The sequence below is a fragment of the Deinococcus ficus genome, assembly GCF_003444775.1.
Lineage (GTDB): Bacteria > Deinococcota > Deinococci > Deinococcales > Deinococcaceae > Deinococcus > Deinococcus ficus.
In genome coordinates, this window is record NZ_CP021082.1 from 1 (window position 1) to 22,972 (window position 22,972).

At 70.5% G+C, this 22,972-nt stretch carries 19 protein-coding genes; 10 read left to right on the top strand and 9 right to left on the bottom strand.

What is annotated here, in order from left to right; all coding sequences use genetic code 11:
• Positions 1-253: 253 nt before the first annotated feature.
• The gene (locus DFI_RS13695; RefSeq protein WP_244940382.1) at positions 254-2,434 is read left to right on the top strand and encodes a sensor histidine kinase; all 2,181 of its coding nucleotides are present in this window, start codon (positions 254-256) and stop codon (positions 2,432-2,434) included.
• A gap of 310 nt (positions 2,435-2,744) precedes the next feature.
• Here DFI_RS13695 and DFI_RS13700 read toward each other — a convergent pair whose 3' ends face one another.
• Positions 2,745-4,715: an AfsR/SARP family transcriptional regulator gene (locus DFI_RS13700; protein WP_027464025.1), complete on the bottom strand. Its 1,971-nt coding sequence runs from the start codon at positions 4,713-4,715 to the stop codon at positions 2,745-2,747.
• 248 nt (positions 4,716-4,963) lie between these two features.
• Here DFI_RS13700 and DFI_RS13705 point away from each other — a divergent pair, with 248 nt between their 5' ends.
• From DFI_RS13705 to DFI_RS13715, 3 genes are read left to right on the top strand one after another with little or no spacing between them, the layout of a single operon-like run.
• Positions 4,964-5,167: a hypothetical protein gene (locus DFI_RS13705; RefSeq protein ID WP_027464026.1), complete on the top strand. Its 204-nt coding sequence runs from the start codon at positions 4,964-4,966 to the stop codon at positions 5,165-5,167.
• A gap of 15 nt (positions 5,168-5,182) precedes the next feature.
• Positions 5,183-6,730 (top strand): carboxypeptidase M32, encoded by a 1,548-nt coding sequence (locus DFI_RS13710; protein WP_051308236.1) that lies wholly within the window; start codon positions 5,183-5,185, stop codon positions 6,728-6,730.
• Positions 6,727-7,563: an isocitrate lyase/PEP mutase family protein gene (locus DFI_RS13715; protein WP_022802435.1), complete on the top strand. Its 837-nt coding sequence runs from the start codon at positions 6,727-6,729 to the stop codon at positions 7,561-7,563. Before DFI_RS13710 ends, DFI_RS13715 begins: the two co-directional genes overlap by 4 nt.
• Before the next feature lie 60 nt (positions 7,564-7,623).
• Here DFI_RS13715 and DFI_RS13720 read toward each other — a convergent pair whose 3' ends face one another.
• The 6 genes from DFI_RS13720 to DFI_RS13745 are packed head-to-tail and all read right to left on the bottom strand — an operon-like array spanning position 7,624 to position 14,109.
• On the bottom strand, positions 7,624-8,475 hold the full coding sequence (locus tag DFI_RS13720; RefSeq protein ID WP_051308238.1) for an ABC transporter substrate-binding protein: 852 nt from the start codon (positions 8,473-8,475) through the stop codon (positions 7,624-7,626).
• Between the two features lie 25 nt (positions 8,476-8,500).
• Positions 8,501-9,763, bottom strand: coding sequence for an ATP-grasp domain-containing protein (locus DFI_RS13725; RefSeq protein WP_027464028.1), 1,263 nt, complete (start codon positions 9,761-9,763; stop codon positions 8,501-8,503).
• Positions 9,744-10,868: an NAD(P)/FAD-dependent oxidoreductase gene (locus DFI_RS13730; protein WP_051308240.1), complete on the bottom strand. Its 1,125-nt coding sequence runs from the start codon at positions 10,866-10,868 to the stop codon at positions 9,744-9,746. The genes DFI_RS13725 and DFI_RS13730 overlap by 20 nt, the downstream gene beginning before the upstream one ends.
• Before the next feature lie 3 nt (positions 10,869-10,871).
• Positions 10,872-12,428: a class I tRNA ligase family protein gene (locus DFI_RS13735; protein WP_051308242.1), complete on the bottom strand. Its 1,557-nt coding sequence runs from the start codon at positions 12,426-12,428 to the stop codon at positions 10,872-10,874.
• Positions 12,425-12,796, bottom strand: a complete 372-nt coding sequence (locus DFI_RS13740; RefSeq protein WP_022802430.1) for a cupin domain-containing protein — start codon at positions 12,794-12,796, stop codon at positions 12,425-12,427. The genes DFI_RS13735 and DFI_RS13740 overlap by 4 nt, the downstream gene beginning before the upstream one ends.
• 17 nt (positions 12,797-12,813) lie before the next feature.
• Complete coding sequence (locus tag DFI_RS13745) at positions 12,814-14,109, bottom strand: lysine N(6)-hydroxylase/L-ornithine N(5)-oxygenase family protein (RefSeq protein ID WP_027464029.1); 1,296 nt, start codon at positions 14,107-14,109, stop codon at positions 12,814-12,816.
• 284 nt (positions 14,110-14,393) lie between these two features.
• Here DFI_RS13745 and DFI_RS20280 point away from each other — a divergent pair, with 284 nt between their 5' ends.
• The 5 genes from DFI_RS20280 to DFI_RS13765 are packed head-to-tail and all read left to right on the top strand — an operon-like array spanning position 14,394 to position 19,706.
• Entirely contained in the window at positions 14,394-14,570 is a 177-nt protein-coding gene (locus DFI_RS20280; RefSeq protein ID WP_162145441.1) for a hypothetical protein, read from the top strand.
• On the top strand, positions 14,567-15,820 hold the full coding sequence (locus DFI_RS13750; RefSeq protein WP_022802427.1) for an ATP-grasp domain-containing protein: 1,254 nt from the start codon (positions 14,567-14,569) through the stop codon (positions 15,818-15,820). Before DFI_RS20280 ends, DFI_RS13750 begins: the two co-directional genes overlap by 4 nt.
• An 18-nt stretch (positions 15,821-15,838) precedes the next feature.
• Entirely contained in the window at positions 15,839-17,098 is a 1,260-nt protein-coding gene (locus DFI_RS13755) for an ATP-grasp domain-containing protein (RefSeq protein ID WP_027464030.1), read from the top strand.
• The gene (locus tag DFI_RS13760) at positions 17,095-18,474 is read left to right on the top strand and encodes an FAD-binding oxidoreductase (protein ID WP_027464031.1); all 1,380 of its coding nucleotides are present in this window, start codon (positions 17,095-17,097) and stop codon (positions 18,472-18,474) included. Before DFI_RS13755 ends, DFI_RS13760 begins: the two co-directional genes overlap by 4 nt.
• Positions 18,471-19,706 carry an MFS transporter gene (locus DFI_RS13765; protein ID WP_022802424.1) on the top strand — a complete coding sequence of 412 codons (1,236 nt, stop codon included), beginning with the start codon at positions 18,471-18,473 and terminating at the stop codon, positions 19,704-19,706. The genes DFI_RS13760 and DFI_RS13765 overlap by 4 nt, the downstream gene beginning before the upstream one ends.
• Positions 19,707-19,773: 67 nt before the next feature.
• Here DFI_RS13765 and DFI_RS13770 read toward each other — a convergent pair whose 3' ends face one another.
• A complete protein-coding gene (locus DFI_RS13770) occupies positions 19,774-20,577 on the bottom strand; it encodes a GNAT family N-acetyltransferase (RefSeq protein ID WP_022802423.1) in 804 nt (267 codons plus the stop codon).
• Positions 20,578-20,727: 150 nt separating this feature from the next.
• A complete protein-coding gene (locus tag DFI_RS13775; RefSeq protein ID WP_027464032.1) occupies positions 20,728-21,954 on the bottom strand; it encodes a TCR/Tet family MFS transporter in 1,227 nt (408 codons plus the stop codon).
• 512 nt (positions 21,955-22,466) lie between these two features.
• Here DFI_RS13775 and DFI_RS13780 point away from each other — a divergent pair.
• A complete protein-coding gene (locus tag DFI_RS13780) occupies positions 22,467-22,946 on the top strand; it encodes a hypothetical protein (protein ID WP_022802421.1) in 480 nt (159 codons plus the stop codon).
• Positions 22,947-22,972: the final 26 nt, after the last annotated feature.

Genomic DNA, 22,972 nt, shown 5'->3' on the forward strand with positions numbered 1-22,972 from the left:
AGCCTTGGCTTTAGCTGAGCGCGTGCCCCGAGTCCAGAGCCTCCGGCCGCGCGCTCCCCGGGCTGCAGTCTGGACGGCGGTTCCCGCTCCAGGAAGTCAACACGCGGCCTCCCTGGTGGCGTGGGATCCCATGAAGCCACGGTAGAGGCCGGTGGATCCTCTGCACGGTACTCTGGGGAGCAGCATTATGACGTCCGACATCCCCACTCCGCGTGACCCGCTCTTCCGTGAGGGGGGTGAACTGGGGGCGCTCATGCGTGACCTGGACTGGGCCTCCACGCCCCTCGGGCCGTCCAGCACCTGGCCGGGGGCGCTGCGCACCTCCGTGCACCTCATGCTCGCGTCCAAGCAACCCATGTACCTTGCGTGGACGCCCGACCTGATCGCGCTGTACAACGACGCCTACCGCCCCATCCTCGGCGCCGACAAGCACCCGGCCGCGCTGGGGGCCCGCACCGCTGACATCTTCGGTCAGGACGGCTACCCCGGGCTTAAGCCGGTATTCGACGCGGCGCTGCGCGGAGAGAGTGCCGCGTTTGAAAATCTGCTGGTGCCCCTGGTCCGTCACGGTTATCTGGAGGAGTGCTACTTCGACGTCGGCTACACCCCGGTGTACGTCGATCAGCACGTCGCGGGCGTGTTCTCCTCCGTGAACGAAACCACCGAGCGGGTGCTGTCCGCGCGCCGCACCCGCACCCTTGCTGCTCTCACGGCCGCCCTGCTCGGCGCGACCGACCCTCAGGACGTCGTGCAGGCTGCCCTGACGGTCGCTGGCGACAATCCCCACGACCTGCCGTGCCTGCTTGTGTACGTGCCTACGGCCGAGGGTGACCTGGAGCTCGGCGGCGCGGCCGGGCTCAGCGACGAGCAGACCGTGCCGTGGCGTCACGCGCCCCGGGCCTGGCTGGAGGCGGCTGGGAAGCAGGTGATTCCGGTCCCGCCCCTCGCCACCGGGCCCTGGCCGGACCCCGTGACGCAATTCCTGGTCGTGACGCTCACCCCCTCTGGAGAGGCCCGACCACTGGGGGTCCTGGCCGTGGGCCTGAACCCCCGCAAGCACCTCGACGACGCGTACCGGGACTTCCTGCACCTGTTCAGTGGTCAGCTCACGTCCGCCCTGCGCACCGCCCGGCTCACCGGGGAACTGCAGCAGCGGAATGCCGAGCTCGACGCGCGCAACCGGGCCCTGGACGCCTTCGAGGAATGGACGCGCGACCTCACGATCTACCTGGAACCCGACGACCTCGTCGGGCGGGCCCAGGCGTTGATCGGCAGCCTGATTCCCCTGGACGCCGCCGTGTACTACGAACAGGAAGGCGGGCGGTGGTTCGTGAAGCGGATGCTGGGCGAATACGGCAACGCCGAACTGCGGCGCGCCCATGAGCAGGGCCTGCCGCACGCGACCACCATGAATCTGCGCACGCCCTTCGAGACGGGAGAACCGTACTACCAGGACATGTACGACGAGAACACCGACCACATGGCGCCGCACATGACGCACGTGACCGCCACGGCCATGGTGCCGCTCAGGACCTCCCGCGGGATTCGCGGCATCTTCGGGCTGGCGGTCTTCGGGCGAGTCGGCTGGACGGCGGTGGACCGCACGGTCATCGAGACGGTGGGCCGCAGCCTGAGCCTGGCGCTCGACCGGGCGGAGCAGGTGACGGAACTGGCGCGGGAACGCGAACGGCTCGCCGGGCAGAGCGCGGCGCTGGCGAGCGTCAACGAGGAACTCGAGGCCTTCGCGTACAGCGTCTCACACGACCTGCGCACCCCGGTGCGGCACATCCAGGGGTTCAACGTGCTGCTGCGCAAATCCTTCGGGGCCGGGCTGGACGCCAAGGCGACCCGGTACCTCGAGGTGGTCGATGAGGCGGCGGTACGCATGAACACCCTGATCGACGCGATGCTGGACCTGTCGCGCATGTCCCGCCAGCCCCTACGGGTGGGCATGGTGGACCTCGGGGCGCTGGTGGCCTCGGTGCGCGGGGACATGGAACTGGACATGTTGGCGCGAAAGGTGACGTGGCACGTTCAGCCGTTGCCGCTCGTCACGGGCGATCACGACCTGCTGCGTCAGGTGGTGCTGAACCTGCTCTCCAACGCCCTCAAGTACACGCGCGGCAGGGAAGAGGCGGTGATTGAAGTATGGGCGGAGGAGCGCCCGGACGCGTGGGCAGTGTTCGTACGGGACAACGGCGTCGGCTTTGACCCCCGGTACCAGGACAAGCTCTTCGGCGTCTTCCAGCGGCTGCACCGCGCAGACGAGTTCGAGGGCACAGGCGTGGGGCTCACGACCGTGCGCCGGATCATCACCCGGCATGAGGGGCAGGTCTCAGCGTACGGGGTCCCGGGTGAGGGAGCGACGTTCGGCTTCACGCTGCCCCGCTCGCTGATACCGGACTCAGGAGCGGGGACACACCCCATCCCCTGATTAAGCACTGTGGCGTTTACGGTTGAAATGGGTGCCGCCCCCGGAAAGGATGTGAGGTCACGTGCAGCTGGAGTGTGAGCTCAGAGGAATCAGAAAGCCGGTCAGGGGATGAATGCACCTCAAGGCCGTGACGTTAAGGACGTTCACTGCCGAATTCGTGCTGTGCCGGTGGTCATGTTCGTCTCAACGACCGGCCTCAAGTTTGCCCTGTGACCTCTCCGGACGGCAGCTGGGAAGACCGCACCAGGGAGCCCGGCAGGTCAAACTCACCCATAAATTCATGAGTTGAAGACAGCCGCGTCGCTGGGCCTTACGCAGGAGCGAGCTCTGCCATCAACGCCGTCAGGACTGGGGACGGTTCGCCAAACTCTGCCGTCCAGCGCTTGGCCAGCGCACTCAGCCGCGCGCTGGCCATCTCGGGCCCGTGCACGTGTTCGAGGGCCGTGACGAGATCCGCGCAGAGCACCTCATCGAACTCGACGCGCTGCAGGGCCTCACACAGCGACAGCACCGGCACCCATTGCCCGGCGGCCTTCCAGCGGTCCAATTGGGCGCGGCAGCGGGAGAGCACCAGTTGCTGCAACTCCGTGCGCGTGAACTCCGCCCACTCGGCCGTGGCCTCCGCGAGGAACGGACCCTCATACAGGGCGATGTGTTCCAGGATGACGGCGGGGTCCTCGGTCTTCAGCGCGCCCAGCAGCACGTCCACATCCCAGGTGAGGCTCAGGTGCTCCTCAAGGTGCAGGGTGTACGTCCGGGTCGCCGGATCGAACGGGATCGTCAGCCCGGGAACCAGGCGTTGCAGCTCGGCGCGGACCTGATGGATGTAACTCTTGGAGCGCTTGTGCGGATGGTCGGCGAACAGCGCGACCTGCAGCTGCGGCAGCGTGAACTTGCGGTGGGTCAGGAAGTACGTGAGCAGCTCCGGCGTCCGGGCCATGTTCAGGCCCAGCGTCTGTCCGTTGACGAGGATGCGGGCGGCACCCATGGTCTGCAACCGGATCTGCGTCTGTCCGCCCCGGCTGAACCGGCGTTCGTCCTGCAGCAGGCAGCGGGCATCGTCCGCGCCCCGGCGTTCCAGGTGCTGGCGCACCAGCGGCAGGCTGTCGAGCTCGATCGCCAGTGAGGACGTGTTCACCGCATACCGGATCTGCAGCGCCTGTGCCAGGGCCGCCTCGGCGCGCACGTCGTCTCCCAGGGCCAGGTGCGCCTCGCACAGGCACAGCCAGCACCAGCCCTCCTCCCGGCGGCGGCCCGGGCCGGAGAACAGCCGGGCGGCCGTTTCCAGTGCCGCCGTGCCGTCCTGTCCCCGCCGGGCGGCCAGCAGGCCGCGGCGCAGCAGCACCATCGCCTCGGTCTTGGGCGCGGCACTGAGCTGCTCGGCGCGAGCCACGTGCCGCTGCGCGGCCCCGAACTGTCCTTGGGCCAGCGCCACGGACGCCAGCCACAACTCCGCGTAGCAGGCCAGCTCGATGTCCCCCGCGGCGGTCGCCCGGCCGCTCAGCAGTTGCAGGTGTTCTGCGGCCTCCGCGTAGGCCCGCGCCGCGCGGGCCGTGATCCCCCGGGCGTACAGCACCTGCAGGTCGGCCGGCGAGGCCGCGTCGGCCGGGCAGGCCGGCGCCTGCGCGAGACACTCCACTGCCCGGTCCAGTTGCCCCAGATACGCCGCGGAAATCGCGCGGGACGCCTGCACGAACACCTGCCGGGTCGGGTGGGCGTGCAGCTGCGCGTAGTCGAAGTAGCTGTCGGCCTGGTCGTCCAGGCCGCGCTCGGCACACACGATCCCCAGGGCGTGCGCAATGGGCGTGATCAGCGGGGTGCCCAGCCGGCTGGCCGCCGCCGCCGCCCACGCCTGCTGCAGCCGGGTGGCCGCCTGCCCCAGGTCCCCTTGCTGGTAGGCCTGCAACCCCAGTTCCCGGTAGGCGAGTGCCTGGTCGCGTTTCCGCAGTGCCTCAAGAGGCAGTGCGCCGATGGTCGCCTGTGCCAGCCCGACCTCCCCCAGCGTCCGGTACAGCGTGGCCAGTTCGATACTGGCCTCCTGGTAGCCCTGCGCGACCGCGTCGAGCAGCAGAACCTTGGCGTCCACCCACTGGCTGGCGTGCATCAGGCACATGGCCGCCCAGCGGCGGTCCTCCGCGCCGGGATGCGCCAGCGTGCGGTACAGCGCCAGGCCCCCCCCGTAATCGCCGGCGAGAATACGAAGGAGAACGGGATTGAGCTCAGAGGCGGGCGAGGGGGCGGGGGAGAGGAACTTCCTGCCTCGAATGGCCGCGTGGGGCATACCTGAATTCACCTTTCACAACCGGGTTGCACAAGAAACGTTGGGGAGAGCGGGAAGGGGCCTGAAGTGAGGGGAGCACGGGCACTGTAACACTGCCCGATCAGGTCGGTGTGACGGACTGCCCGTCACTGTCCCGTGCACACCCAGGACGGGCCCAGCACACCCCCGTCCTAGCGTGGCGGCAGTGCTTTTCAGCGCCTGGCCGGCCATTTCGGACCGGTCCGCGACACGCGAAGGAAGTGACCCTGATGAACAGCCTTCTGGATTACCCCGTCGGCAGCGCCCGCCTCACCGGGCCGCCCGGCCCGGTTCCCGCTCCGTGCCTGGCAACTGGCCCGTCCGCCCTGACCGCCAGCGTGCTGCACGCGGACACCGAGTACCCGGTGGGCAGCGCCCGCCTGACCGGCGCCGCCCTGACTGGCCCGCTCCCCCGGCCCGCCGCCCCCTCCTGACCCCCTGGAGCGCCCATGACCCTGACCCACCCCCCCCGACCGGACACCTGCTGGACCGACCTGCTGCGCCGCTGGCAGAGTCAAACGGACCTCCGGGACCTGGAGGAACTGCTCATCTGGGACCAGAGCACCCAGCTGCCCCAGGCGGCCGGCGCGGACCGCGGCCGCCTGCTGGCCCAGGTGGCCGTGTGGCGCCAGGACCAGCTCACCGACGCCACCTACGGCCGCGCATTGGACGACGAGGGCGCGCACCGCGACCGCTCCCCGGCCCAGCAGCGCCTGCTGGCCCTCGCCCGGCGGGAACGCGACCGGGCCGAGCGGCTGCCGCGCGCCCTGGTGCAGCGCACCGCCGAACTGAACGCCGAGGGGTACGGCACCTGGGTGCAGGCCCGCGCGACCAGCGACTTCCAGCGGGTGGCCCCCGTCCTGGAGCGCCTGCTGGACACCCGCCTGGAAACCGCCGCGCACTTCCCCGAGGCGGGCACGCCCATGGACCATTTCATCGACCAGGTGGACGAGGGCTTCACGCGTGCTCAGGTGAGCGCCCTGTTCGCCGAGCTGCAGCCGGCCCTGCAGGCGATGCTCCGGGCCGCGCCCACGGGCGAGCCCGGACCGGATCCCCTGGCCGGACCCTTTGACGTGGCCGCCCAGCGCCGGCTGGCGCAGCAGCTGATGACGGACCTGGGCTTCGACCCGGACCGGGGCGCGCAGGCGCAGGCTCCTCACCCCTTCATGGTGCGGGTGGGTCAGCGGGACATCCGCATCGCCACCCGCTTCGACCCGGACCACCTTGCCCCGGGGCTGTTCAGCACCCTGCACGAGACCGGCCACGCCCTGTACGAGCAGGGGGTGGGCGAGGACCTGCTCGGCACCCCCGCTGGCTTCGGGGCGAGCGCCGCCGTTCATGAAAGCCAGGCGCGGCTGTGGGAGAACCTCGTCGGCCGGTCGCTGCCGTTCTGGTCGGCGTACCTGCCCGACGTGCAGGCGGCCTTCGCCCCGCAGCTGGGCGGCGTCGACGCGGCCGACCTTCACCGCGCCGTGAACCGCGTCTCGCCCGGCCTGATCCGCGTTCAGGCGGACGAACTCACGTACAACCTCCACATCATCGTCCGGTACCAGCTGGAATGTGCCCTGCTGGACGGTGCCCTGGCCGTCCGCGACCTCCCGGACGCCTGGAACGCCGCGTACGAAACCAACCTGGGTCTCACGCCCCCCGACCACGCCCGGGGTGTCCTCCAGGACGTCCACTGGTACGCCGGTCAGCTGGGCGGCGCCTTCCACAGTTACGCCCTGGGCAACCTGATGGCCGCCCAGCTGTTCCGCGCCGCGCAGGCGGCCCTGCCTGACCTGCACGGAGACCTGGAACGGCGGTCGTTCACGGCCCTGCACGGCTGGCTTGCCCGGCACGTCTACCGGCACGGCGGCCTGTTCCGTCCGGCCGAGCTGATCGAGCAGGTCACCGGGTCTCCTCTGGGCAGCGCCGACTTCATCACTGCCCTGACCCGCAAGGTCAGCCCGCTCACGTCACCCCCCGCCCCCCACTTCCTTCAGGAGACCCCATGACCCACGCCGATCACGCCCGCAGCTTCCACGCCCTCCACCAGACCGGCTTCCTCCTGCCCAACGCCTGGGACGTCGCCAGCGCCCGATTGCTGGAAGCGGCGGGCTTCACCGCCATCGGCACGACCAGTGCAGGCATCGCGCATGCCCGCGGACGCACCGACGGCCAGACCCTGACCCGCGACGAGATGGGCCGTGAGGTCGAGGCAATCGTCCGGGCCGTGGCGATTCCCGTCAACGCCGACATCGAAGCCGGATACGGCCACGCGCCCGAGGACGTCCGCCGGACCGTGGAGCACTTCGCGGCGCTGGGCGTGGCCGGCGTCAACCTGGAAGACGCCACCGGGCTCACCCCGACCGAGCTGTACGACCTGGACAGTCAGCTGCGCCGGATCGAGGCGGCCCGCGCCGCCATCGACGCGTCCGGGGTGCCCGTGTTTCTCAATGCCCGCACCGACACCTTCCTGAAAGGCCACGGCGCCACGGACGAGGAGCGCCTCGCCGAAACAGTCCGCCGCGGGCAGGCGTACGCCGATGCCGGCGCGGACGGCATCTTCGTGCCGCTCGCCCTGCAGTCGCAGGACATCCGGGCGCTGGCGGACGCGCTGCGCGTGCCGCTGAACGTGATGGCCTTCCCCGGCAGCCCCGTCCCCCGGGCCCTGCTGGACGCCGGCGCGGCGCGGGTCAGTTTCGGCCAGAGCCTGATGCTCGCCACGCTGGGCCTCGTTCAGCGCATGGCGGCAGAACTGCACGCGGCCGAGCAGTCTCCGCTGATGGACTCGTACTTCCTGGGGTTCGGCGAGGGCCACGACCTCTTCCACCGCCCCACCGCGTAACCCGGAATCAGATGGCCCGTGACCAGGGTTGCGACTGGTCACGGGCCACGCCTTATCAGCTCAGCCCACAGGGAGGGGGGCCTCCCACACCCCGTGCGCGGCCGTCTCCGCCTGACCCGTGTCACCGAAGGTCAGGACGCCGCAGGTCGTATTGAAGGACTGTCCGGCCACCCGGTGCCGCCCCCGGCTGGCGAGCTGAAACGCGATGTCCAGCGCGCACCAGGTTTCCCAGTAGAACATCGCCTCTGGCCTCGGGGGCGGCACGGGCCAGCGGGACCGGTTCCCGAACGCCTGAATGGGCCGGGCAGGCGTGCTCAGGGCCAGCAGGGCCGGGCTGCCCGCGTCGTCCACGAGCAGCCAGCGCTCCTCCGGCGCGGCCGGGCGGGCGAGGGCCTCTCTCGCGAAGGCCTCACTGCCCAGCACCACCTGCAAGGTGCCGGGACCCCGGGGCGCGGGCGCCGCCTCCGGCGCAGCGTGCGAGGTCTCCACATGCCAGGCGAGCCGGCCGGCGTCGCGCCAGGGCGCCGTCAAGTCACCCAGGGCCGAGTGCAGGTCGGCGTCGCTGGCGCACAGCCGACCCACGTGCGCCCGGCCCGGCCCGGGCAAGGTGTCGGCGGTGGCGGCCGGCAGCAGCAGCGGCACGCCGACTGTTCCGTACAGCGGCAGGGCGGCCAGCGCCGCCCGGCTGGAGTAGTGGCCGACCACGCCCCGCACGCCGCGCCGGAGCAGCTCGGCCGCGGCACGCTCGCCGCCGTCAGCGCTGCGGTCGTCGGACACCAGGGTCAGGTCCGCCCCGGGCGTGCCGGCCGCCCAGGCGCGCGTGGCGTGCAGGAACGTCCGGGTGTGCGCGCTGGCCGTGCCGGACAGGTCGATGGCGAGGCCGAGGGGGATGGCCGGGGTCAGGGTGGTCAAGGAACCTCCAGGATGGGTGGGCGCCTCAGGCGGGCGCGAGGACGGCTTCGGTCAGGGTCACGTCGATGGCCTGCGCGGCCCGCTCGGCGTTCGCCATGGCGTCCTCGAACGACGTTCCGGTGGAACCGGCGAAGCCCAGGATGCTGTTCCCGGCTGGGGGGCGACGGATCACGTCGCCGGGCCGGGCGAGAATTTTCAGGAAGAAAAGGGCCGGGTCCTGGCGCACGTCTTCCGGCACGTGAATGGCCTCGATGGTTCCGGCCGGGCACAGCAGCACCATGGCCGCAGTGTGCCGCGCGGTCCGCTGGTACGCGGCGTGGGCGGGCCGCTCGCCCACCGCGAAGGCGATCACGCTCTGAATGGGGCAGTACCCGGCGCTGATCCGGGCCATGTGGTCCAGGCCGCCCCCGCCGGGCCGCGCGGCGATCTCCAGCAGGAAGGGTTCGCCGTGGTGGAAGCGCACCTCGGCGTGCAGCACGCTGCGGTGCAGGCCCTGCGCGACCGCGCCGCGCTCCACGACCTGCCGGACGCGTTCGATGGTCGCGTCGTCCAGGTCGGTGGGGGCGTGGTGCACGTCGTCGTCGAAGGTGGCGCTCTCCACGGTCACGCGGTCCACGATGGAGCCCAGGGTGACCTGCCCGTCCCAGCACAGCGCCTCGATCAGGTACTCCCGGCCGTCCAGGAAGCCCTCGATGAGCAGACCGTTGGGCCCGAGGTCCAGGCCCTGCACCTCACTGGTGAAAAAGCCCATGTCCTGAATGCCGGCCCACGCCTGCGGGAAGGCCCGCGCCAGTTCGCCGGGCGAGTCCACGCGGAACACGAAACTGCTGCCGGCCCCCAGGGTGGGTTTCAGGATGACGGGGTACCCGATCCGGGCCGCAGCCGCCTGCGCCTCGTCCAGCGTCCCCACCGGCTGGAAGGGCGGGTGGGCGGCGCCGTGGGCCTCGTGCGCCAGGCGCATCAGGAACTTGTTGCGGCTTTTCTGCGCAGCGTCCACGCCGATGCCCGGCAGTCCCAGCGCCTCGGCGACGGCCGCCGCGGCGATCACGGAACTTTCCGCGAACGTGAACACGCCGTCGAACGGGGTGTCCTGGTGCCAGCGCACGGCCAGGGCGATGAGGTTCCCGATGTGCTGGGACTGCGCCACGCGGAACCGGTCGGCCGGCCAGTGATCCGCGTCGGCCAGGCCGCTCAGCACGGACACCTGGGCGCCGTAGGCCTCGACCTGCTCGTAACGGGAAACGTAGTAATCACCTAACTGAACGGTTTCAATGGCCAGGAGCCGCATGGGAGTCCTCCAGGGGGAGCGAGGGGGGTGGGGGGTCGAAGAGCGCCGGGACCGGCGCGGCGTCCAGGATGCGGCGGGCGAGGTGGTCGGCCATCAGGGGCGCGAACTTGAACGCCCCGCCCCCGCAGGCGGTCACGGCGCAGGCGCGCCCGGCCGCGTCCAGCGGGCGGATGACCGGCGTGCCCCGCTCAGGGTGAATGCGGTACGCGCAGGTGCGCCGGCCGGACACCCACGCCTGCGTGAACCCCGGGATCAGCTCCGCGAACTGCGTGACGAGCCGGTCGTACGCAGGTTGAACGTCAGGGCGGGTGCCTTCCACCCAGCTCGCGGCGTGACTGGTGAGCTTCAGGGCAGTGTGAGCGACGGGGGGGATCAGCCACGATCCGTCCGCGTCGCCGATGGCGGGCACGGCCGGCAGGGTCGCCCACGCGGCCCGGTGCGCCACGGGTGGCGTGACGTACAGCAGCAGCTGCCGCCGCTCCTCGGACGGTTCGGCCGGCAGCAGGCGCCGGGTGCCCAGGCCCGCCGTGAGCACCAGGGCGTCCCCGCTGTGCCTGCCCCCGGGGGTGATCACGTGCAGGGCGTCAGCGTTCACGTGAGTGACGGTCTGGCCTGGCAGCAGTGTCACCCCGGGCGTCCGGGCGAGTTCGCGGGTGAGTTCCAGGAGGATCTGATCGGCGAGAAGCACCCCGGCCTGCGGGTCGTGCACGCCGTCCAGGCCGTCCGGCCAGCGGATCAGCGGGTACCGGCGGTGCAGCTCCGCGGCCGGCAGGTGCGCGTGCCGGAGTCCCTGACTGGTGAGCAGGTCACCGGAGGCCCGGGCAGCGGAGGGCGGCAGGGCGGTGAGGCTGCCGGTGCGCTGGTACACGGGCGCGCTGAACCCGCGGGCCAGGTCACGCCAGTGCCGCTCCGCCCTGGCGGCCAGGGCGGTCAGGTGAGGCTGGCCCGGGTGCAGGGTCCGGACGATGCGGTGCTGGTCCCAGGAGGTGGCGCCGGTGGCGGGCAGGGGCCCCTGCTCCAGCAGGGTGACCGCCGCACCCCGCAGCGCGCAGGCCCGGGCCGTGAGCAGGCCCAGGATGCCCGCACCCACGATGAGGACGCGCACCGTTCAGGCCAGTGCCGGCTCTGGCACCAAAGGCGGCAGGGCAAAGGGCGTGACGCTGGACTCGTCGAGCAGCGCAGTCCAGGGCTGCTGCTGGTCCAGCAGCAGGGACGCGGTCGCATCGATCAGCAGGGGGCTGGCGAGGTGCAGCAGCACGCGCAGCTGGTGCCACAGGTCGCCGGACGGCGCGTGGCCCTGGGCCCGCGCCTCGTCCGCCTCGCGGTACAGACGCTGAAGGTGCTGGGTGAGCGTGTCGGCCAGCCGCGTGAGGCTGAAGGTCTCCAGGGCGTAGCACGCGCGCAGCCGCTCGGCCATGCGCCGGGCGGCGTCCTGCCCGGCAGGCGTGACGGGCAGCGGCCCGGTCCCGTCCGGCACGAAGTGCCGCTGAAGGCCGGCCCAGGGGACCAGCAGCCGTTCCCGGGTGAGTTTTTCCAGGGCTGAGCGGCTGAAGTTCGTGCGGTGGTGTTCCGGGCAGGTGAGCGCCAGGTAGTACCGGGCAAGGTCGCGGGGCACGTCCCGCGTGAGGTCCCGGGCCCAGATCAGGTGCCCGCGGCTGGTGGAGAATTTCTCGTGTTCCAGCTCGTAGAACTCGTTCGGGACGATCACGTCCGGCAGCACGAAGCGGCCCCCATGCGCCATCAACAGGGCCAGGTGCACCACGCCCCAGAAGTACGAGTTGTCGAACCCCAGGAAGTACACCAGGCGCGCCTGCGGGTCCTCCCACAGCGCCGCGGCCTGCTCGGGACTCAGGCCGCCCGCCTCACCGGCGGTCGCGGAACAGTACATGGACGCGGGCATGCCCTCCACCCAGGCGTTCAGCACCTGCCCTTCGGTGCCGGGGAAGGGGGACGGTATGCCCCAGGTGACGGGGTACGTAACCGGGAAGTCCGGCAGGGGCGCGGCGAGCAGTTCCCGTACGAGCTGCAGGATGTGCGGCCGCCAGCGGCCTTCCTGCCGGGCGTAATAGGCTTCCAGCGGCGCGCGGTAGCGTTCCAGCGGGAACACCAGAATGCGGGCCTCGCGGCCTTCCACCGGGTGCCGCGGGTGCAGGGTGGACACGGGGTCCAGCAGCTCCATGAAGTTGTTCGGGTGGCCGCACGCCTCGCACAGCCCACCGCGGCTGCCGCTCAGGCACACCGGGCACGTGCCGCCCACCAGGCCTTCGACCAGGAATTCCTGCCGGACCGGGTCGTACGGGAACGTGACGGTGCGCCACTCGAACTTGCCCTGCTCGAACAGAGGCGTGAGGAACGCCAGGACCGTGGCGCGGTACCGCTCGTCGAACGGCGCGAAGCCGTCCACCTGCACGCCGGTGAGCTTCAGGGTGTCCTGAATGTCACGGGCGGCCTGCGCGCACAGCGCCTCCGGCGTGAGATTGAGCTTCGCGGCGCTGGTCACCACGTACGTCTGGCTGTCGTCCGTCCCGGTGGCGTACAGCACGCCCTGACCTTCGCCCCGCAGCATGCGGGCGTACACGTCCCCCGCGAGGTACGGCCCGGCCAGGTGACCGACGTGCAGGTCGCCGTTCGGGGTGGGGGGCGGGGCGATGATCAGGGTCGTCATCCACCGCTCCGCAGGGTGTGACGGGTCATGAAGCACTCGGCCATCGCCAGGTCCCACCACACGGAGTACATCTCGAAGGGTTCAGTGCCCTCGTTGACCACGGCGTGCGGGGTGCCGGGCGTGAAGTGCACGATGTCGCCCGCCCGGAAGGGCTGGCGCTGCCCTTCACTTTCCAGCCAGGCCTCACCGGCCAGGGCGATGAAGATCTCGTACTCGTGGTGCGCGTGTGCGGTGGAGGCGGTGCCGGGCGCGATCACGCACCACGAGCCCTCGAAGGGGGCGTTCAGGTTCGCCCAGGGCAGGAGGCGCTGGGCGTGCAGCCCGTTTTCGAAGTTCAGCTGTTCGCGGCGCAGGGGTTTGAGGTCCATGGTGGGGCTCCTTGGGGTCACGCGCCGATCAGGTCGCGGGCAGGGGGAAGGGCGGGGTCGTCCTGAAGGGCGAGGAGGTCCATGACGATCTCCTCGGACCGGGCGGCCAGGACGCTGAGCAGCGAGTCGGCGATGCCGTGCGTCGCCTCGTTGATGCCCTGCACGTACAGGCCCGCGCCGGCGAACTGCCCGAACTGCACGCGGTAGTGGCGACTGACGTCCAGCGCGTCCAGGCCCAGTTCCTGCGCCAGCGGCGCGAGCAGCTGAGGGAGCTGCGGGCTGAACCCCGTGCCCAGCAGCACCAGGTCCACTTCCAGGGTCTGCACGGCGCCGGTGCGCTTGTCTTTCAGGGTGAGCAGCACGCCGTCAGCGCTGTCGCGGGCGTCCACGATGTCGGTCATGGTGAGCATGTCGCCGTCGCCCTGACCGGTGATGATCCGCTGGTATCTCAGGCGGTACAGCTCGTCCAGCAGGGACGGCGCCACGCCGCCGTAGTTCGTGCGGTGCATCTCCGCCAGGATCGCCTCGCGCGTGCCGGGCTCGCAGCTGTAGAAGTCGTCCACGAACGAGGCGTAGAACAGCTCGTTCGTGAACCGGCTGCCCTCGTACGCCACCAGCCCGATGGAGCGCATGATCATCCGCACGTCGGCGTCCGGCCAGTCCTGCAGGGCCGCGCGGTACAGTTCCGCGGCGCTCTGCGCGCCGCCCACCACCGCGATCCGCAGGGCGGGGCGCCCGAGCAGGTCGCGGGTCTGGTGCAGGTACGCGCTGCTGTGAACCACGCGGTCGGTCCGCACGCCGCGGAACACCGCCGGCACGTTCGGGTCCCGCCCCACGCCCATCACCAGGTGCCGGGAGGTGAGCGTCTGCCCGTCCGTGAAGCGCGTGGTCCAGCCGCGCACCCGGCCAGCCGGGTCGTAGTCCGGTGTGATGGCCTCGGCCCGGGCGTGGTAGCGCACCTGCACGTGGTCGAACTGCCGGGCCACCCACTGCAGGTAGTCGGAGATCTCCTGCCGGTACGGCGTGAAGGTGCCCAGGTTGATGAACGCGTCGAGCAGGTTCTGCTCCCGAAGGTAGTTCAGGAACGTGAAGCGGCTGCGGGGGTTGCGCTGGGTGGCCAGGTCCTTAAGAAACGACACCTGGCTGAGCGTGCCGGGCATCAGCGTGCCGCGGTGCCAACGGACGTCGCCGTGCTGCTCGGCAACCACGCACCGTTTCGCCAGGTGCGGCGCCAGTTCCTCCAGCGCCACGGCCAGCGCCAGGTTGGACGGCCCGGCACCCAGGGCCAGGAGTTCGGTCGTCTGAATGGTCATGCATCACCTCGTGAGTGACCGGCCGCGGCGGGCGGAGCCCCGGGTCACGTCCGGCGACTGCCTGCCGGGCCCACGTCGGGCACCTTCCAGGCAGTCGCGGTGAGCTTATGAAGCCTTCGTCCTGGCCTCATCTTGGGTGCCCGGCCGTTCTGCTGCCTTCCAGGCGAGACGCCATAGCGGATTTCACCTGCGCTGGCGCGCCTTCCTGACCGTTTCCGGCGCCTACCCAAGACGCCCCCAACACAGCTCCTCCGTACGCTTCATGAGCTTTACGGAGGTATCCCATGAAGAGAAAACCCCTGCTGGCCGCTGCCTTGGCCCTGACCCTGAACTCCACCGCCCTTGCCGACCCCACCAGCGGTGCGGGCCCCGGCCTGATCACCGCGACCACGCCCGTCCCCCCGCAGAGCCCGGTCACGGCCGCAGCTCAGCCCGCCCCGGTGACCACGGAGACCCCGTGACGACCGGCGCACCCCTGGTGCTGCTGGTCTCAAGCGGACAGCAGCTTTACCGGGAGTACCTGCTCTCACAGCTGTCCGGGGCCTTCGCCGTGTGGCTGATCACCGACGAGTCCGTGGACTGGCAGGCGCCGTACCTGACCGGCACCACCCGAGTCGCCGCCCTGGACCATGAACAGGTGCTCGCCGCTGCCCGGGACGTGCAGGCGCAGCGGCCCGTGGCGGGCCTGCTCAGCTGGGATGAGCGGTACATCATCGTGACTGCCGACGTCGCCGACACCCTGGGGCTGCCCGGCGCGAGCCCGGCAGGCGTCCGGGCCTGCCGGGACAAGGCGGCCAGCCGCGACATCCTGCGCGCTGCCGGCCTGCCACAACCTCACAGCCGCTACTGCCTGACCCCCGACGAGGCCGTGACGTTCGCAGGCCGCGTGGGGTACCCCGTGGTGGTCAAGCCGCGTGGCATGGGCGCCAGCATCGGCGTGGCACGCGCCGACAGTGACGCCGACCTCCGCCTGCGCTTCCAGGAAGCCGCCGACTCCAGCCTGCAGGGCGCCGCCGCCTTCCAGCACGGCGCCCTGGTGGAAACGTTCCTGACCGGTCCGGAAATCAGCGTGGACGGCCGGGTCGTCGCGGGCCAGTTCGAGGCCCTCTGGGTGGCACGCAAGAGCGTGGGCCTGCCCCCCCACTTCGAGGAGACCGGGCACGTCGTGGACGCCGCCGATCCCCTCCTCACCGACCCGGGCCTGCAGGACGTCCTGCAACGCGCCCACACCGCGGCCGGCTTCCAGGACGGCATGACCCACACCGAACTGAAGCTCACGCCCGCCGGTCCCGTGATCGTGGAAATCAACGGCCGGCTCGGCGGGGACCTGATTCCCCACCTGGCCACGCTCGCCACCGGCCTGCGCCCAGGTCAGCTGGCCGGTGAGGTCGCCACGCGCCGCGCCGGCGAGGCCACGCGCACGGTCTGCCAGAGTGCCGCCATTGCCTTCCGCTACCCGGACGCCGACCTCACCGTGGACCGGGTTACCCTGCCCGAACTGGCCCTGCCTGAGGACTACGCCGGGCAGTGCGTGGCCCTGGCGGCGCCCGGCGCGGCCCTGGGCCTGCCGCCCAGCGCGTTCGTGGGCCGCGCCGCGTACGCCGTCGTCACCGGCCCGGACGCCCAGACCTGCCGCGCGCTGAGCGAGACGCTCGCGCAGGCGGTCACGGTCCAGGCCCGCCTGTCCGCTCCCGAACTCGCCCCGGTCTAGCCCCCTCAGGAGAACTGCATGACCATCCCCGTCACCATCGTCGTGGGGTACAGCCCCGCCGCCCTCAATTCCCTCCAGCAGCTGCGCCCGGAAGGGTCCGTCCTGCTGATCGAGGAACCGGACGTCATCCGCAAACGCGGCCTGAACGCCGCCGTCGAGAGCCACAGCGTGGTGCGCGCCCTGCACGCCTTCCCGTACCAGCTCGCCGGAGCCGCCGGGCAGTTCCACGGCGAGCACGCGGACCTTGACGTGATCAGCGTCGTGCCCATCGTGGAGTACGCCACGCCCTTCGCGGCGCAGCTCGCGGAGCTGTACGGACGCCCGGGCGCCACCGCGGCAGCCAGCGTGATCCTGCGCAACAAGGACCGCCTGCGCGAGGTCACGCGGGCCGCCGGAATCCTCAACCCCCGCTCGGTGGCCGTGACCAGTTTCGAGGACGTCCAGGCCGCGGTGGACACGTTCGGGCTGCCGTGCATCATCAAGCCCGCCAACCGTCAGGGGTCGGTGGGCACCGTCATCGTCCGCCGCGCCGGGGACCTCCCGGCCGCCTGGGCCGCCTCGCAGGTCCGCGACGAGGGCATGATGGTCCCGGACCGGCCCTTTGACCAAGTCACCCTGGTCGAGGAGTTCGTCGACGGTCCCGAATTCAGCGTCGAAGCCCTTGTCCGGGGCGGGGAGTTCCTGTTCCAGAACGTGACCGAGAAGGACCTGTTCGACGGCGTGAATCCCGTCGAGCGCGGCCACCTGGTGCCCGCCGCCATTGACGCGCCCCTCACCGGGCGCCTGATCGAGGACACCCGCCGGGTCATCCAGGCCGCCGGCTTTCACACTGGCATCGTCCACTGCGAGTGGAAGGTCAGGGACGGGCAGCCCTACCTCATCGAGTGCGCCGGGCGGTTCGCGGGAGACGGCATCATCGACCTGATCGAACGCGCCTACGCCTTCGACCTGGTGGGCGCGTACCACGCGCTCATGCGCGGCGAGCACCCCGGTCCGCTGCCGGCCGCGCCCGTGAAGGCGGCCCTGGTGCACTTCCTGGGCGGGCACGACGGCCTGGTCAGCAGCATTCGCGTGGACGAGGCCGCCCTGGAGCGCAGCGGGGTGGCCGCGCACTACCTCACCACCCAGGTCGGGGCGCGGGCATTCACGCCCAGCATGTCCTGGCACCGCCTGGGCGCCCTGACCGTCGAGGCGCCCAGCGCGGCGGAGGCGCAGGCGCGCGCCCGGGCCGCGCTGAGCGCCATCGACATCACCATCACGCCCGACCAGCCCGCATGACTGCCGCCTCGCCCCGCCCGCCCGGCGTGCTGCCGGCCTGCCTGACCCGCCCGGCCACGCCGGTCACCGCATACAACGAGGCGATCCCCGTGACCCTGCCGGCCTTCCAGGCGACCCCGCAGTCCGTCCAGGACGTGCAGGAGGTCGTCGCCTTCTGCCGCGCCCGCGGCCTGCGCCTGAGCCCCTGCGCGACCGGACACGACTTCGAGGGCCGCTCCCTGAGCGGGGACGTGATCCTTCACCTCAGCGCCTTCCGCGCTGTGAAATACGACCCGCGCACCACCCGGGTGACCATCGGCGGCGGCGCGGTCGTGTACGACATCAACCAGGTCCTGCACGCGCACGGGCGGGCCATCTCCACCGGCACGAACCAGGACGTCGGCATCACCGGGCTCACCCTGGGCGGCGGCGCGGCCTACACGTCCCGCCAGCACGGCCTGACCTGCGACGCCCTGCTGGCCGCCGACCTGGTGACCTTTACCGGGGAGCACCTGCACGTCACGGACGAGAGCCACCCGGACCTGATGCGGCTGCTGCGCGGCGCAGGCGGCGGGCACTTCGGGGTGGTCACAGCCCTGACCTTCCGCACCTACCCCATCACTCCCGTGCTCACCTTCCACGCCCACTGGCCGCTGGACGGCGCCGCGCCTCCGATCGATCTGCTCGAGGAGCGCCTGATCAGCGCACCGGACTCGCTGTCCATGCGGGTCGGGGCGAACGTGACCGGCCCGGACCGGGCGCGGCAGCTCACCCTCAGCGGCCAGTGCTTCTCCGGCTCGGCCACCTTGGACCGGCACTTCGGCGCCCTGCGCCGCCACGCCCACTGGACCGAGCAGACCCTGCCGTACGCCGAGGCGATGGCCGGCGCGCGGCACCAGACGGCCGGCGGGGCGTTCAAGATCAAGAGCCGGCACGCCTTCACGCCCGTGGGCGGCGGCCTGAACGCCCTTCTGGATCACCTGCTGACCTGGACGCCCACCACCAACCCCGACGGCGCCGGATTCGGCCTGTTCGCCTGGGGCGGTGCGGTCCGTCACTTCCCGCCGCAGCAGTCCTGCGTGCCGGGCCGCCAGAGCGAGTACCTCGCGTCCTTCGACACCGCCTGGACGGCCCGTGACACCCCCGCCCTCACCGACGGGCAGCTCAGGTGGGTGCACGAACTGGACGCCCTGGCCGGCACCCTCCTGAGCAGCTGCGCGTACGTGAACTTCCCCGACTCCGACGACCAGGCGTTCCAGGCGCGGCATCAGCAGCCCTTCCTCGCGGACCTGCAGGCCTGGACGGCCCGTCTCGACCCGGACCACCTGGGCCGGCAGGTCAGCCTCGCGCCGTCCTGGCCACCTGCCCCCTCTCCCCCCACTGGACGTCAGCCATGACCACACCCGCGACCCCGTCCGTGTTCGCCCTGCTCCGCAGCACGAACGCCACCGTCCGTTTCCTCCTGCTGGGCGCGTTCATCAACCAGCTCGGCTTCTTCATCCAGGCGTTCCTGGTGGTGTTCATGCTTGCCCGGACCTTCACGCCCATCCAGGCCGGCCTGGGCGTCACCCTGCTGGGCGTCGGCGCGGTGGCCGGCACCCTCATCGGCGCCACCCTCGGCGGCCGCATAGGGAACCGCAACGCCGTGATCGCCGGAACGCTCGCGCTGGCTGGCAGCGTCGCGGCCGCGCCCTTCCTCGTCACGCCGGCCCTGCCCGCCCCGGTGTGGGGCGCCACGATCCTGCTGATGGGCCTGTTCGGACAGCTGTTCCGCCCGCCCGCCGCGACCATCCTCAGTCAGCACATCCCGGCGGACCAGCAGGCCATGGGTTTTTCCATGTACCGCATCGCCCTGAACCTCGGCGCGACCCTGGGCCCGCTCCTGGCGACGGCCCTGTCCCGCCTCGACTGGGCGGCGGTGTTCTGGGTGAACGCCGCGTGCAGCCTGGCGTTCGCGGTGATCGCCTTCCTTAAACTCCCGAACGACCGCCCGGTCACCACCCCGGACCGCCCAGCCGCGGCGGCGTCCAGCGCCTCACAGTGGGGGCAGGTGCTCACTGACGGGCGGTTCCTGGCGTTCCTGGGCGCGATGCTGCTCAGCAGCATGGTGTACATCCAGGTGTTCTCCACGCTCCCCATGGCCATCGAGGCCAGCGGCAAGGACCTCGCCGTGTACAGCACCCTGCTGACCATCTCCAGCGCCATGGTGATCGCCATGGAACTCAAGATTACGGCCCTCGTGAAACGCTACGCGGCGTGGCTGCCGGCGCTGGTGGGCACGACAGTGCTGTGCCTGAGCGTCAGTTCCTTCGGGTTGACCATGGGCTTCACGCCCGGGCTGATCCTCAGCGTGATTTTCATGGTGCTCGGCCTGATGACCAGCGGGCCCACCATGTTCGCCTACCCCGCGTCCTTCCCCCTGGAGGTGCGCGGCAAGTACATCGGCGCCAACCAGGCCGCCTTCTCCGCTGGGAACGCCCTCGGGCCCATTGCCGGGGTGGCCCTCTTCCGGGCCGAACCCACGCTGGTGTGGGTGGGCTGCCTGGCCCTCACACTCGCCTCGGCCGGCCTGATCCTGATCGGGATGCGGCCCGCGCGGGCCGGGATGGGCGCTCCGGCCTCCGCCTGACACGCCTGCCCATCGCTGCCCCGCCCGCCTTCACCGGCGGGCAGTTTCGTTCAGTGGGCCGGGCAATTCAGCGTCCCCGGTGGAGCAGGAGCTGCTGGCGCTCCACGTCCTGAAACCCCACCGACTCATAGACCCGCTTTGCGCCCCCATGTTCATCGGCGACGATAACCAGCTGCTCGGCCTGAAAGTGAGCGCGGGCGTGTTCTCCCGCCCTGAAGGTCAGCGAGCCGCACAGGCCCTGCCTCCGGAAGGCCGGGGACGTGCCGACACTCTGATAGCGCAGCAGACCATGCCCGTCCGTGAACACGCCCAGGTCCGCGGTCAACTGCCCATCAATGAACGCCCCGTACCACACCCCGAGGCCCGCGCGGCACATGTCACGCAGGCCACGCAGCTGCGTGGCCTTGAACTGGCGGTAGCGCGCCTCGTCGTACCCGTCCTCGCGGCTGCCCACCTGGTTCTCCAGGACCTGCGCCCACTCTTCATCCGTGTCCAGCACCGGCCGGTACTCGGCGCGGGAGTTCAGGTGCGGTGGTGCGTGCAGCCGGGGGGCGGCCATCACCGCGTTCTCCTCCAGGTGATAGCCGGCTTCCAGAAATTCGGTCACATCCGCCGGGCCCAGAGCGGGAACGTCCCAGCCGAACAGGCGGTGTGGGGTCAGGGGCGGCTGGCCGATGTACTGCGCGAACAGCCGTTCCCAGTTGGGCAGGTCACCACGTTCAGGCGGCGCCCGGAAGACCAGGAGATTGCCGAAGTAATGCGCGGGGCTGTTGGGGTTGGCGACCGCGACGGCCTCGCCGAGGTCCGTCACCCGGCCATGAAAGCGGGCAAAGATCAGGTCGGTGCGGTACCCAAGGGAGCGGAGATTCACGTCAGGTCATCCTCTGAAGGGTGGGAGCGGGGAGAGGTGGGAACGACAGCCGGGCAGCACTTGGAGGGACGCGGCTGCTTCAGGCGCACGACCGGTCGGGATGGGCAGCCACGACGGGACCGCCCCGCATCTCTCGGGGCAGAGGTCATGTCAGGCCTCCTTGGTGGCCACTCGCCCGGTGCCGGGGATGCCGCGCAGCACGCCCAGAATGAGCAGGGTTCCGGCAATGGACAGGAGGGCCCCCATCAGGAAGGCCATGCCCGGAAAGCCCTGGCTGACGCCCACCGCATAGACGGTCGTCGCGAGGACCGGGCCGATCACCGCCACGAGGCTGTTCAGGCTGGTCAATGCTCCCTGCACGCGTCCCTGCTCGGTTTCGCTCACCTGCCGGGAGATCAGGCCCTGAAGCGCCGGGTTGGCCAGGCCCCCCAGTGCGCCCACGACCAGTGACGCGTACAGAAGCGCCCCACTACGCGCCACGCTCAGCACCAGGAATTCCAGAGTCGACGCGATGAGGCCTGTCATGATCGTGCGCCGGTCTCCGAACCTTGCGATGAACGGACCGATCAGGCCGCCCTGCACCGCGGCCGTGAGCAGGCCGAAGAACGCCAGTGCCAGGCCGTTCTGACCCGGGCTCCACGTCAGGACCCGTTCGGTGTACAAGACCCAGGTGCTGAAGATCACCTGCCCGGCGAGTCCCAGCAGCACGAACGTCAGCGCGAGGCTCCGCAGGATCGGGTACTCCCCCAGGGCCCGCAGGGGCAGCAAGGGATTCAGGTCACTGCGTTTCATGTCTTTGGCCCGCGCACTCGCCGGGAGGGACTCCGGCAGCACGAACAGGCCGTACAGCACGTTCAGTCCAGTCAGGGCGGCCGCCACCAGGAACGGGACACGCAACCCGTACTCGCCCAGGAGCCCGCCAAGTGCTGGCCCCAGGATGAAGCCCACACCGAAGGTCGCCCCCAGCAGACCGAAGTTCTTCGCGCGCTGCTCAGGAGGGGAGACGTCGGCAATGTAGGCGTTCGCCACCGTCAGACTTGCCCCGGTGATGCCTGAAACGATGCGGCCCACGAACAGCCAGATGAGATTCGGTGCGACCGCCAGCAGGAGGTAGTCCAGGGCCATACCTGCCAGGGCAAGCAGCAGGACCGGCCGGCGTCCAAAACGGTCGCTCAAAGCCCCCAGGATCGGCGCGAACACGAACTGCATCACGGCGTAGGCGGCAGTGAGCAGCCCGATGGTGCGGGCCCCGGCGACCTCCGAGCCCGCCAGGTCCTTGACCAGTCCCGGCAGGACCGGAATGATCAACCCGATGCCGATAACGTCAATCAGAGCGGTCAGCAGGATGAAAATGAGGGCGGCGGGACGGGAACGCATCCGTGCAATTGTAGGGTCGCGCCCAGCGGCTCAGCTCAGCCATTTCACCTAAGACTCCTGTGCGTCACCTCCTCCAGGTCGGCCGGACCGGTCGCCTGTCAGCCCTGGTGCAGCCTCGCACGACAGTCTGTTCCCCGGCGGGCCTTCGAATGGTCGCGTGCAGCGCCTCAGCCTAAACCGCCGGGCCATGCCGGCTGGCTGCACGGCGGAGCTTGCGTCGCTTCCATCCCCTGCGGCATGACCTGCGTCCTGGACCACAGCCCCGCTCTGCCGGGAGTTCAGGGAATATGTGAACGATGACAGCAAGCGGACGATCAGGGTTTCCCGTTCACCCCGCCTCCGATGAGGAGGTGTCACAGCCTGGAACGGGTTGGCGTCGTCGCAGAGAAGCGCACATTCGCTCGTGCCTGCGTTCTCCTCCCGTTACGCTGAATGCACGCCCCGCGGTGCCGCGCCGTTTGGAATGCGGCCCATCCCCAATTGACCGCTCTCCCGACTTCCCGAGGATTCCCATGACCCACATTCGCACCCTGCTCGCCCTGACCACCCTCCTGACCTTCGGCGCCGCCAACGCCCAGGATGCCTATGCGGACAACCTCGAAGGCATCACCGTGTGTTTCTCCAAAGAGACCATCTACGCCTCCAAGGACGCCACCGCCGCCAGCCCGACCCTGCCGACCGCGGTGTTCAATGCCGTGACCGCCCAGCTCAAGGCCGACGGGATCAAGTACGACACGAATTGCAAGGACACCCAGTTCGACCTGGAGGTCTCCATCGACAGCATCAAAGGCCCGCAGGGCAGCAACACCAATATCTACGTATTCGACGTGCAGGTGTTCGACTATGACGCCGCGCCCGCCGGCGCGATCATCTATGACGACGGGTCCTTTGGCTTCACCACCCGTACCGGCGCGGACTACGCGGCGTTTCTCGCGAAGAACATCGCCGATCTCGTCAAGGATTTCGCCCGTCAGTACCGCAGTGTGAACTGACGAGAATCGGAGGGGTCAAGGCCCTG